Source organism: Ruegeria sp. BH6 (assembly GCF_056538105.1).
Genome location: NZ_JBQFSR010000004.1, coordinates 218,018 through 229,771, shown reverse-complemented (window position 1 = coordinate 229,771; position 11,754 = coordinate 218,018). Strand labels below are relative to the sequence as shown.

The window sequence follows — 11,754 nt, the reverse complement described above, 5'->3', positions numbered from 1 at the left end:
GATGAAGACCTTCTACGGAACTCAGCTGCCCAATCCGCTGATGTTGGGAACGGCGCAGTATCCAAGCCCCGCTATTTTGGAACAGGCGTTTCGCGAGAGCGGCGCGGGTGTTGCCACAGTGTCCTTGCGCCGTGAATCTGGGGCTGGGCAGACCTTCTGGCAGATGATCCGCGAGCTGGGCGTGCTGATCCTGCCAAACACCGCTGGGTGCCACACCGTCAAAGAAGCTGTAACCACCGCCCATATGGCGCGTGAGGTGTTTGACACTAATTGGATCAAGCTGGAATTGATCGGCCACACTGACAGTTTGCAGCCAGATGTGTTTCAACTGGTCGAGGCCGCGCGCATACTGACCGAGGACGGGTTTCAGGTTTTCCCCTACACCACCGACGACCTGATCGTGGGCGAGCGTCTGCTGGCCGCCGGGTGCGAGGTGCTGATGCCTTGGGGTGCACCCATCGGGTCGGGGCGCGGGCTGAACAATGAATATGCTCTACGCGCGATGCGGGCCGAGTTCCCCAATGTTCCATTGGTTGTGGATGCCGGGATCGGCCTGCCCAGTCACGCCGCGCAGGCGATGGAGTTGGGTTATGACGCCGTTCTGCTGAATACCGCTGTCGCTCGTGCTGGAAACCCTGTGGCCATGGCCCGCGCGATGATACTGGCGATTGAGGCCGGGCAACTGGCGCATCAAGCCGACCCGATCGAGGCGCGCGATATGGCCGAACCGTCAACTCCGGTAATCGGAAAGGCCTTCTTATCATGATGTTAGGCCGATTTTATCCGATCTTCGACCACTCTGATTGGTTGCGCCGGATGCTGCCCCTGGGTGTGAAGCTGGTGCAACTGCGGATTAAGGATCAGCTTGATGTGGTCATACGGGAACAGATCGCCCAATCGTTGGAACTATGCCGTGCCCACGGCACCGTGCTGGTGGTCAATGATCATTGGCAGGCGGCTATCGACGCTGGTTGTGAGTGGATTCATCTCGGGCAAGAGGATCTGGACGTGGCTGATCTGAAAGCCATCCGCAAGGCGGGGCTGAAACTGGGTGTCTCCACCCACGATGATGATGAATTAGAGCGAGTCCTGACCATGGACTCGGACTATGTGGCTTTGGGCCCGGTCTATCCGACGATCCTGAAAAAAATGAAATGGGAACAGCAGGGCCTGCCACGCGTCACCGAATGGAAGGCGCGGGTAGGGGATATCCCTCTGGTCGCGATTGGCGGCATGAGCGTTGAGCGGGCGCCGGGCGTCTTGCAGGCGGGGGCCGACATCGTCTCGGTCGTCACGGACATCACGCTGAATTCCGATCCAGAAACCCGTGTTCGCGAATGGATCGAGGTCGCGAGATGAGCCGCTATGCCCGCCAGATGATCCTGCCCGAGGTTGGACCGGCAGGCCAGACCCGCCTGTCAGCAGCGCGGGTTCTGGTGGTGGGCGCAGGCGGGTTAGCCGCCCCGGTCTTACCCTTGTTGGCCGGGGCCGGGGTAGGGCATTTGACCATCCTGGACAGAGATGAAATCGCGCTATCGAACCTGCATCGGCAGACATTGTTCGCTGAATCCGACTGTGGGCGCGCCAAGGCCAAAGTCGCCGCAGAACGCTGCCGGGCGCTGAATGGTGACATCACCGTAATGGCCGAGAATCAGGCTCTAACAAACCAGAATGTGTTAAATTTTGTCCGCAGCTCTGACATTGTTCTGGACTGCGCGGACAGTTATGCGGCCAGCTATATCTTGTCGGATACCTGTTTGTTGCAGGGCAAGCCGCTGATCAGCGCATCCGTATTGGGGCTGACCGGCTATGTCGGTGGGTTTTGTGCTGGCGCGCCGTCCTTGCGTGCGGTGTTTCCGGATGCACCGGATAGCGGCGCGAACTGTGCAACGGCCGGCGTGCTGGGCCCTGTCGTTGGGGTGATAGGTGCCTTGCAGGCGCAAATGGCGCTGGGCGTGATCCTTGGCCTGGACCCCTCGCCTCTGGGACAGTTGGTACAGTTTGACGCCCGCACGCTGCGCAACAGCACATTCAGATTTGACGGCGCACCGGAACCGGCGCACCACTTTCGATTTCTTTCCGCCAGCCAATTGACCGAAGATGATGTGATCATTGAACTGCGCACCCGGGACGAGGCCCCCGAGCCTCTTCACAGCAGAGCACGTCGGGACATTGTTGAATCCCTGAAAACAGAGCCTAACAAAGGAAAAAGACTTGCGCTTTGTTGCTCTAGCGGATTGCGCGCATGGCGGGCGGCTGAGCAAATTCAATCGGATTGGTCCGGTGAGATTGTCCTGGTTGCAGCCTCAACTACATGAGTGAATTGATACACGAGGTAGGTGGAAACCGGTGACTATCGACCAAAGGGGTCTAGGGTCGTTTGGGCGCGTTAACCTTTCGGAAACCGATTCTGCGTAAATCTGAACGCATGACTCAGGACGCCTTTGCCGAAGCCCCGATGCTGTTTGAAAGTGACGAAGCCCCGGTGGCACCCCTGCCCTCGGGTCGGTTACCGTCCTACATCAAAGACCACCGGAAACGCCTGCGGGAACGGTTCATGTCAGGCGGATCGGCGGCGATGCCGGATTATGAACTGTTGGAACTGGTGCTGTTCCGTTCAATCCCGCGGCAGGATGTAAAGCCGCTGGCACGGGCGCTGATGGACACGTTTGGGGATTTCAACCGGGTTCTGACCGCGCCCGAGGAACGGCTGCGTCAGATCAAGGGCGTTGGTGACACGGTGATCACCGATCTGAAGATACTTGAGGCCTGCGCCCATCGCATGGCCCGCGCGCGGGTGATGCAGCGGCACGTGATTTCAGGTTGGGATGCACTGCTGGACTATTGTCACACCACGATGGCCCATCGCGAGACGGAGCAGTTCCGGGTGTTCTATCTGGATCGCAAGAACGTGCTAATCGCGGATGAGGAACAGGCCACGGGCACCGTCGATCACGTACCGGTATATCCGCGCGAGGTTGCGAAACGGGCGTTGGAATTGAATGCGTCAGCCTTGATCCTGGTACACAATCACCCTTCGGGCGATCCGACCCCGTCGCAATCAGATATCGACATGACCAACCGGATACAGGACGCATGTTTGGCCCTGGGGCTGACGCTGCATGATCATCTGATCATCGGCAAATCGAATGAACTGAGCTTTCGGTCGCAGGGATATCTGTAGCGAGTTACTGAACCCAGATCTCGACCCGGCGGTTGATCTTTCGGCCCCATTCGGTGTCGTCGCAAGCCATCGGCATCGCCTCACCAAACGCATCGACTTGCAATTCAACACTATCAGGAATGGCAGTTTCCACCGCCGCCAACACCGCATTGCGAACGGTTTTGGCCCGCAGCAAGGCGATCCGCTTATTTGCAGTCGCGGCTCCGTCGCCGTCGCTGAAACCAACGAACACCAGCTTGCGCGCATTCAGCGTCCCGGCCTCAAGCTGTTGGGCCAAATGCTGGATGTTCGACCGTGATTGTGCGTCGGGGCGGGACGAGCCTGCCTCGAACCTGACCGATAGCGACAGCCGGGACATGGGTCTGAGGGTATCGACCATACGCTGCAATTCCTCCAACCCAACCTCGGGGCCACCCGAGGCCACCGCATTGGCCAGACGATCGCCCTGCAGTCCGATCCGCATCATCTCGGGTTCCTGATCGACAAAACCCGCATTGCGGATCGCCTTTTGGGCTGCGTCGCCTTGGGTATAGGCCAGAAACTGCCGGGCAATACGGGGCAGGCGGCGCTTGGGGAGGTACAGGAACATGGGTGAGGTCAGCGGGTAGTCCTCGGTCTTGATCGTCTGCCGGGTGGCCATCAACACGTGACCACATCCACCGGTCAGGGGCAGTGCGCGGGCCGCGTCAGCCTCGGCCTGGCTAGCGATGCCGATGGCAAAAGGGTCCTTGATGACCTTTTGAACCAGATCGCTGCTGCGCTTATGCCGGATAACGGCATCAGACAGATCGATACTGGCGGGTGAAAGCAGTTGATCCTCGACCCCTTGTGCCAGACCTGATCCGACGTCGGGCAGGTGCAGAGCAATTGGTGCGTCGGGTCCACCCAAGGTGGACCAATTGTCAATCGCGCCAGAAAACACCAAGGCAAGATCCGCCGGAGAGATTTGGGGCACGGGATTGTCCGGCGCCACGATGGGCACCAACGCATCCAACGCAATAACCCGCGACCGGCGTGCGTGGGTCAAATCGCCCAAACCAGCGGCCTCGGCAGCCTCTTGCTCTGACGGGCGGATTTCGCGCAAAGCCATGACAATGTCGGTCTGATCCGCGATCAGATCGGCAAAGCCCTGACCGGTATTGCCGATATCGAAATAGAATCGGCCCAGCGGCGCGTCGCGCCCATCCTGATGAAGCTCGTATATCAAACTGTCCGGAGCGGGCTGACGGGACGTGACTGACAGCCCTTCCTGTTCGGCAAAGCTCATCAACAGGGCAGGCAACACCTTCTCGGCCATGACGGAAGAACCTGAAAACCTCAGTTCGCCCACGAAATCGGTCAGGTTGGGGCAGGCAGGGCCATCGCAGGTCACGCCCGAGCCATCCACCGTCAGCTCACCAAATTGGGTGTCGACGCGGTAGAACTCTCCGTCAAAGCCAAGCAGAGTGCCTGTCACCTCGACCTTGCCGTCATGAGAGGTGAGCGAGATATCCTGCGCCTGAACGGCTGAGGAAAGTGTTGCCGAAAACAGTGTGACCGCCGCCACACGAAGAAATGTCATAGGAAGTTCGAGCCTGCCTGCGGTTTTAGTTTGCCGCGATTGTCAGGTTTTGGAACAGATTATTCAACACCAGAAACTCACCTGTTTTGGAGCAGTCTGGAAAGTTCAGCGTTAATTCGCGCGGCCGCAGTTTCCGGTCTTCGCGCAACTCCAGCGACTGAACGTGCAGGTCCGTGCCGCAATTTTCTGACGTCACCTCAGCCTCGACCGTCAATTCGATCGAGCCCGATTGATCCGATTGCGCGGCGGGAAAGGAATAGATCTCGAGGTTGCGCGCATCGCTGAAGGTCGGTTGCGTCAGCTGAACGACACTGCCTGCGCCTTGCGAGTCAGACTGAGCCGAAACATGACCTGCATCCCCATAGCTGGCCCCAAATTCCAGCGCGTGGATCTGCAGCTCGGTCGTGCCCTGCCATTGTAATACAACGCGGGCATACTGGCTGATGTCGGGAACGTGAGTGGTGGCTACGGTCCCTTTCTGATCGTCAAGTGAGATCAGGAAGATCGCGTATTCCGACAAGGCCGGTATGGTCAGGTCCAGCGTGCCATTGGCGTCTGTCTGCTGGGTTACGGTCAGTCCACTGTGATGCACCTCGATCCGTTCATTACCGTGGCAGGGGGCCTTGATGATCAGGCGCGCGGCAGCACCGGGCACGGCGCGTGCGCGGGCACTAAGGCTACAATCAGCGTGATCAGAGGGGGTTGACCGGCTGGGAGTCTCAACTCGTTGTGCAGAAGGGATGGCGCGAACCGTTTCCTGGGCGGGGGTCGAGGAGGTCAAGACGATGTCCTCCAGCCCGGGAATACCGGCACCTTGATCAGCGGCCGCAAGTTCAGTGCCCTGCACGTCGTCAGACCACGCAGGAAATCCATTTTGCATCAGGTAACCAATTGCCAGCGCGCAAACGACTGTGCCGCCGGTGGTCACGTAGTTCTTTATTACAAACAAGACACCCTCCCCAGTTGAAGGAGCGAGTCGCATATTGATTCTGAATCACGGCCAATATGTGGCCGTGAGGAGGACTCAATGTGTCTGAATTACGCTGACGTTAGGTCAGGCGCCCGTGGCAGTGTTTAAATTTTTTGCCCGATCCACAGGGGCAACGGTCATTGCGCGACGGGTTGCCCCAGGTGCTTGGATCATCCTCGACAAAGCCGGGACGCGGATCGCCCGAGGCTTCGGCCTCGGCTACCGCTTCGGCCCGTTCGGTCGCTTGTTCGACCTGCTGCTGCGCCTGAGCCTGTTGTGCTTGCATCTGCGCCAGCATTTCCCGCTGCTCTTCTTCAGACAGTGGGCGCACGCGTGACAATTGCTGAGTCACGGTCTCACGCAGGCTATCGAGCATCGACTCGAACAGCTGGAAGCTTTCGTTCTTGTATTCGTTCAGCGGATCGCGCTGGGCATAGCCGCGGAACCCAACGACCGAGCGCAGATGTTCCAGCGTCAACAGATGCTCGCGCCATTTACCGTCGATGGTGTTCAACAGCACCTGTTTTTCGATGTTGCGCATGTTTTCGGGACCAAAGGCCGCCGCTTTCTGCGCCATCATCTCGTCTGCGGCGTTGATCAGACGTTCGCGTACCTGCTCGTCATCCACGCCTTCTTCGGCGGCCCAGTCCTGTACAGGGGCGTCGATGGTCAGCTTATCCTTGACCGCCTCGTGCAGACCGTCCGTGTCCCATTGATCGGCATAGGATTTTGGCGGCATGTGTTCGTCGATCAGATCGTCGATCACCTGTTCGCGCATATCCGAGACGATTTCGGACAGGTCGTCCGAAGACATAATCTCACGCCGTTGGCTGAACACTACCTTCCGCTGGTCGTTCATCACGTCGTCAAATTTCAGGACGTTCTTGCGCATGTCAAAGTTGCGGCCTTCGACCTTGGACTGTGCCCGCTCCAGTGACTTGTTCACCCAGGGGTGGACGATGGCTTCGCCTTCTTTCATGCCCAGGGTGGTCAGCACCTTATCGAGGCGTTCTGACCCAAAGATTCGCATCAGGTCGTCTTCGAGGCTCAGGTAAAACACGGTGCGGCCCGGATCGCCCTGACGGCCCGAACGGCCACGAAGCTGGTTGTCGATGCGGCGGCTTTCGTGACGCTCGGACGCCATCACATAAAGACCACCGGCTGCCAGAACCTTTTCCTTTTCCTCGGCATGGCGGGATTCTTCAGCGGCACGCAGCTGGGCCGGGTCGGCCTCGGGGTTTTCGGCCAGTGCCTGCAGAACCTTCATTTCCACATTGCCGCCCAGCTGAATATCGGTGCCGCGGCCAGCCATGTTGGTGGCGATAGTCACCGCACCCAGACGGCCGGCATCGGCGACGATCTGCGCCTCTTGCTCGTGCTGGCGGGCGTTCAGAACATTGTGTGCAATGCCTTCCTTTTGCAGCATTTGGCTGAGCAGTTCGGATTTCTCGATCGACGTGGTGCCCAGGAGGACCGGCTGGCCCTTTTCCTGCGCCTCTTTGGTCTGTTCGATCATCGCGCCGTATTTCTCACCGGCGGTGCGATAGACCTGATCGTCTTCGTCCAAACGGGCAATCGGTTTGTTGGTCGGAACCTCGACTACGCCCAAACCGTAGATTTCAGCGAATTCTTCGGCCTCGGTCAGTGCGGTGCCAGTCATGCCGCCCAGCTTGTCGTACAGGCGGAAATAGTTTTGGAAAGTCACACTGGCCAGCGTCACGTTTTCCGGCTGAATCTGCACACCTTCTTTGGCTTCGATGGCCTGATGCAGACCTTCGGACAGGCGGCGGCCCGGCATCATCCGGCCGGTGAATTCGTCGATCAGCACGACATCGCCGTCACGGACGATATAGTCCTTGTCGCGCGTGAACAGCTTGTGCGCGCGCAGACCCTGGTTGACGTGGTGCACCACGGTTGTGCTTTCGGGATCATACAGCGAATGCCCTTCGGGGATCAGCCCCGCAGCAATCAGCTGCTGTTCCAGAAACTCGTTGCCCTCATCGGTGAAGGTCACGTTGCGGGACTTTTCGTCCAGCGTATAGTGATCGTCCTGCAACGAGGGGATCAATCCATCAATGGCGGTATACAGATCCGAACGGTCCTGCGACGGCCCCGAGATAATCAGCGGTGTTCGCGCTTCGTCGATCAGGATCGAGTCGACCTCGTCCACAATCGCGAAATTGTGGTATTTCTGGTAAATCTGGTCCAGCTCGGCCTTCATATTGTCGCGCAAATAGTCGAAACCCAGCTCATTATTGGTGGCATAGGTCACATCACAGGCATAGGCCGCTTTCTTTTCGGCGTCGGGTTGGCCCGACCAGATCACGCCGGTGGTCATGCCCACGGAGGCAAACACCTTGCCCATCCATTCCGAGTCGCGCTTGGCCAGATATTCGTTAACCGTGACCACGTGAACGCCCTTGCCGGTCAGCGCATTCAGATAGGCGGGGAAGGTGGCGACCAGCGTCTTGCCCTCACCGGTCTTCATTTCCGAGATGTTGCCTTGATGCAGGAACGCGCCGCCCATCAGCTGCACGTCAAAGGCGCGCAGACCCAGCGCGCGTTTGGCGCCTTCGCGGACGTTGGCAAAGGCTTCGGGCAGCAGGTCATCCAGGCTTTCCCCGTCCAGTGCGCGTTTGCGCAGCTCGGCGGTTTTTTCGATCAGGCCGTCATCGGACAGTTTCTCGAACTCTGGCTCCAGCGCGTTGATTTTCTCGACCAACGGGCGGGTCGCCTTAATCTTGCGGTCGTTCGGTGTTCCGAACACCTTTTTGGCGAGCGTTCCGAGTCCCAGCATGTTCACTCCAGCGGATCTGTTCTTATCGTGGTTGCGACAGGCTTGCCCACCTTGCGCGCAACCCATAGATACGGGGGGTGAAAGGCGGCCCTGTCCAAGGCTTCAAAGCGATGTAAGCGGCAGGTCCCAGAGTGTCAACGCTGCGCCCTGTCGCGGCAAAGAAATAGGATGATTCCATGCCCAAAGGCCTCACTTTTCTGCCATCGTTGGCGCTTGCTGCTGTGATGGCCCTGCCATTGGCCGCCGAAACCAAACCTGATGCCGCCACCGTGGTCGCTCGTGTGAACGGTGATGAAATCACATTGGGTCACATCATCGCCACCGCAGCCGCGCTGCCCGAGCAGTACCAGCAGATCGAAGATGATGTTCTGTATGATCTGATTCTGGATCAGCTGATCCAGCAACAATTGTTGAGCCAGCAGCAGGACGCTTTGAGCAAACTGAACACTCTGGCCTTGGAAAACGAGACGCGATCCATGCGTGCGGTGCAGGCGGTGGATGCGTTGATCGACGAAAACCTGACCGACGACGTGATACAAGACGCCTATGACGCCCAGTACGCGGATTTCGAAGGTTCGGACGAGTTCAACGCCAGCCATATTCTGGTGGAAACGGAAGACAAAGCCAAAGAAATCAAGGCACAGCTGGATGACGGCGCCGATTTTGCCGAAATGGCCAAAGAACACTCCACCGGCCCGTCGGGCCCGAACGGGGGTGAACTGGGCTGGTTCGGACCCGGTCAGATGGTCCCGGAATTTGAGGCGGCCGTGATCGCGCTGGACAAAGGCCAGATTTCCGAGCCGGTGAAAACTCAGTTCGGCTGGCATCTGGTCACCCTGAACGACAAGCGCAAAACCGAAGCGCCTGAATTGGAACAGGTACGCGCCGAGTTGACCCAAACCCTGCAACAGGGCGTCATTCAGGCACGGATCGACGAGCTGACCCGCGAGGCCGACATCGATCGTCCCGCCCCCGAGGGTGCTGGCCCCGAGGCGCTGCGTCAGATCGAACTGCTTCAGGAGTAACCCCCGTGACCACGATCACAAAGGTATCTCCGCTGGCCCCGGCGGCCTTTCCCGATTTGCCCGCGATTGACGGTGTGCGGTTCGCCACGGTCGAGGCCGGTGTGCGCTATCAGGGCCGTACTGATGTTATGCTGGCGGTGATGGATCCCGGCACTTCGGTGGCGGGGGTGTTCACACGCTCCGCCACACGCGCGGCCCCGGTCCTAGACTGTCAGGACAAGATCGGCGGAACCAACGAGGGACCAGCTGCGATCCTGGTGAATTCAGGCAATGCCAATGCCTTTACCGGTCATTATGGTCAGACCTCGGTGGCCGAAGTGACGCAGGCAGTTTCCAAGGCCACCGGTGTTCCGGTCGAACGGGTCTTTACCTCGTCCACCGGCGTAATTGGTGAGCCGTTGCCTCATGAGCGTATCGTGGCGCAGCTTGAGGCTCTGAAAGCGGGCCTCAGCCGTCACGCGGTCGAGGATGCCGCGCGCGCGATCATGACCACAGACACGTTCCCGAAAGGATCCTGCGCGCAGGTCGAGATTGATCGAAAAACAGTCTCTATTGCGGGGATTGCAAAGGGATCAGGCATGATCGCCCCGGATATGGCGACGATGCTGGTTTACATTTTCACCGATGCGCAGGTCGAACAGTCGGCGCTGCAGGCGCTGCTAGGCGCGCAGACGGACCGGACATTCAACTGCATCACGGTGGATAGCGATACCTCAACTTCGGACAGCCTGTTGCTGTGCGCGACCGGGGCGTCAGGCGTGGACGCGACGGGCAATGTCGCCTTTGCCGAGGCACTGGAAGGCGTGATGCTGGATTTGGCGCAGCAGGTAGTGCGCGACGGAGAAGGTGCGACGAAATTCGTGGAAATCCGTGTGACTGGGGCCGCCTCGGACGCAGATGCCAAGGTGCATGGGCTGGCCATCGCCAATTCCCCGCTGGTCAAAACCGCAATTGCAGGCGAGGACCCGAACTGGGGCCGCGTTGTTATGGCCATCGGAAAATCGGGTGCCGCGGCGGATCGGGACCTGCTGAGCATTTCTTTCGGTGACATTCTGGTGGCCGAGAAAGGCTGGGTCAGCCCCGATTACAGCGAGGACGCCGCCGCCGCCTATATGAAAGGTCAGGATCTGGTGATCTCGGTCGACCTGGGGCTGGTCGAAGGTAAGTCCACCGTTTGGACCTGCGATCTGACCCACGGGTATATCGAGATCAACGCGGATTATCGCTCGTGAAACCGGAGCAATTCCAGCAAAAGTGGAGCCCGGTTTTGCGTCCGGGATTGCGACCATGAAAACCGTATTAGTGTCTGCCGTCGCCCTGATCGACATCGAGGGCCGGGTGTTGCTGGCGCAGCGCCCGGAAGGTAAATCCATGGCGGGCTTGTGGGAGTTCCCCGGCGGCAAGATCGAAGCCGGAGAAACGCCCGAAGCCGCCTTGATCCGCGAATTGCATGAGGAGCTGGGCATCGACACCTGGGCCTCCTGCCTTGCCCCGCTGACCTTCGCCAGTCACAGCTATGACGAATTTCACCTGTTGATGCCCTTGTTTGCCTGCCGCAAGTGGGAGGGGATCCCGCAGTCTAAAGAAGGGCAGGCACTGAAATGGGTGCGCGCGAATGAGCTGCGAAACTACCCGATGCCTGCAGCGGATGTGCCGCTGATCCCAATTTTGCGGGACTGGCTGTAAATCCGTCAGATTGGACGTCGGAACGAAATCAATTCCGTTTTCAACCAAGAGAATGTGAATGCAATGTGAACAACGCGTTGCTTCTGTATTTAATATTGTTGATGCAAACTCTGTTAGCTTACGGCGAGTCGAAAACACCTAATGGTGCCTGTCTGCAGATTTACTCAATGATAAGGTCAGGGGCGGCTACACAGATTGAATGGCGCAGATCGGATTGGTGATGTTATGAAAAGCGATACAAGTTCCACCAACAATGAATTGCAAAACAAATGGGCGACATGGACGATGAAGCCTGAAAAGAAACAGCTAAGTTTCAAGTATTTCGCGTCTGCATTGGTCATTGCGGCGTCGGCCTTTGTTGTTGTCGGCCTTCATCAACACGCGATTTTCTGAATTTTCTACCAGCGCCTAATGCGCCGTGTCTTATGTGATAATCCAGAATATTTAGCCATTAGAAGACCTCCGCAAGACCGATGTCTGCGGCGGCAAATCGTTCCTGACGATCAGAGCATTTGATAGTAGGTCAGGGCT

Annotated in this window: 11 protein-coding genes; 8 read left to right on the top strand and 3 right to left on the bottom strand. The window is 58.5% G+C overall.

What is annotated here, in order from left to right; genetic code table 11:
* Nucleotide 1: 1 nt before the first annotated feature.
* The 4 genes from ACR0B8_RS11470 (at nt 2) to radC (ending at nt 3,184) form a co-directional block, all read left to right on the top strand.
* Nucleotides 2-766: a thiazole synthase gene (locus ACR0B8_RS11470; RefSeq protein ID WP_226689033.1), complete on the top strand. Its 765-nt coding sequence runs from the start codon at nt 2-4 to the stop codon at nt 764-766.
* Nucleotides 763-1,359 carry a thiamine phosphate synthase gene (locus ACR0B8_RS11465; RefSeq protein ID WP_226689034.1) on the top strand — a complete coding sequence of 199 codons (597 nt, stop codon included), beginning with the start codon at nt 763-765 and terminating at the stop codon, nt 1,357-1,359. The genes ACR0B8_RS11470 and ACR0B8_RS11465 overlap by 4 nt, the downstream gene beginning before the upstream one ends.
* Nucleotides 1,356-2,318, top strand: coding sequence for a HesA/MoeB/ThiF family protein (locus ACR0B8_RS11460; protein WP_226689035.1), 963 nt, complete (start codon nt 1,356-1,358; stop codon nt 2,316-2,318). The genes ACR0B8_RS11465 and ACR0B8_RS11460 overlap by 4 nt, the downstream gene beginning before the upstream one ends.
* A gap of 110 nt (nt 2,319-2,428) precedes the next feature.
* Complete coding sequence (gene radC, locus ACR0B8_RS11455) at nt 2,429-3,184, top strand: RadC family protein (RefSeq protein ID WP_170349597.1); 756 nt, start codon at nt 2,429-2,431, stop codon at nt 3,182-3,184.
* A gap of 4 nt (nt 3,185-3,188) precedes the next feature.
* On the opposite strand, the gene ACR0B8_RS11450 is transcribed toward radC, so the two are convergent.
* From ACR0B8_RS11450 to secA, 3 genes are all read right to left on the bottom strand, one after another.
* A complete protein-coding gene (locus tag ACR0B8_RS11450; protein ID WP_480658490.1) occupies nt 3,189-4,745 on the bottom strand; it encodes a phosphate ABC transporter substrate-binding/OmpA family protein in 1,557 nt (518 codons plus the stop codon).
* Nucleotides 4,746-4,770: 25 nt separating this feature from the next.
* Nucleotides 4,771-5,694: a hypothetical protein gene (locus tag ACR0B8_RS11445; protein ID WP_170396792.1), complete on the bottom strand. Its 924-nt coding sequence runs from the start codon at nt 5,692-5,694 to the stop codon at nt 4,771-4,773.
* A 100-nt stretch (nt 5,695-5,794) separates the two neighbouring features.
* Entirely contained in the window at nt 5,795-8,512 is a 2,718-nt protein-coding gene (gene secA, locus ACR0B8_RS11440) for a preprotein translocase subunit SecA (protein WP_170349600.1), read from the bottom strand.
* A gap of 176 nt (nt 8,513-8,688) precedes the next feature.
* Here secA and ACR0B8_RS11435 point away from each other — a divergent pair, with 176 nt between their 5' ends.
* From ACR0B8_RS11435 to ACR0B8_RS11420, 4 genes are all read left to right on the top strand, one after another.
* Nucleotides 8,689-9,537 carry a peptidylprolyl isomerase gene (locus tag ACR0B8_RS11435; protein ID WP_170349601.1) on the top strand — a complete coding sequence of 283 codons (849 nt, stop codon included), beginning with the start codon at nt 8,689-8,691 and terminating at the stop codon, nt 9,535-9,537.
* A gap of 5 nt (nt 9,538-9,542) precedes the next feature.
* Nucleotides 9,543-10,769 carry a bifunctional glutamate N-acetyltransferase/amino-acid acetyltransferase ArgJ gene (argJ, locus tag ACR0B8_RS11430; RefSeq protein WP_480658492.1) on the top strand — a complete coding sequence of 409 codons (1,227 nt, stop codon included), beginning with the start codon at nt 9,543-9,545 and terminating at the stop codon, nt 10,767-10,769.
* Between the two features lie 55 nt (nt 10,770-10,824).
* Complete coding sequence (gene mutT, locus ACR0B8_RS11425) at nt 10,825-11,223, top strand: 8-oxo-dGTP diphosphatase MutT (protein ID WP_226689038.1); 399 nt, start codon at nt 10,825-10,827, stop codon at nt 11,221-11,223.
* A gap of 195 nt (nt 11,224-11,418) precedes the next feature.
* A complete protein-coding gene (locus tag ACR0B8_RS11420) occupies nt 11,419-11,616 on the top strand; it encodes a hypothetical protein (protein WP_170360986.1) in 198 nt (65 codons plus the stop codon).
* The last annotated feature ends 138 nt before the right edge of the window (nt 11,617-11,754 follow it).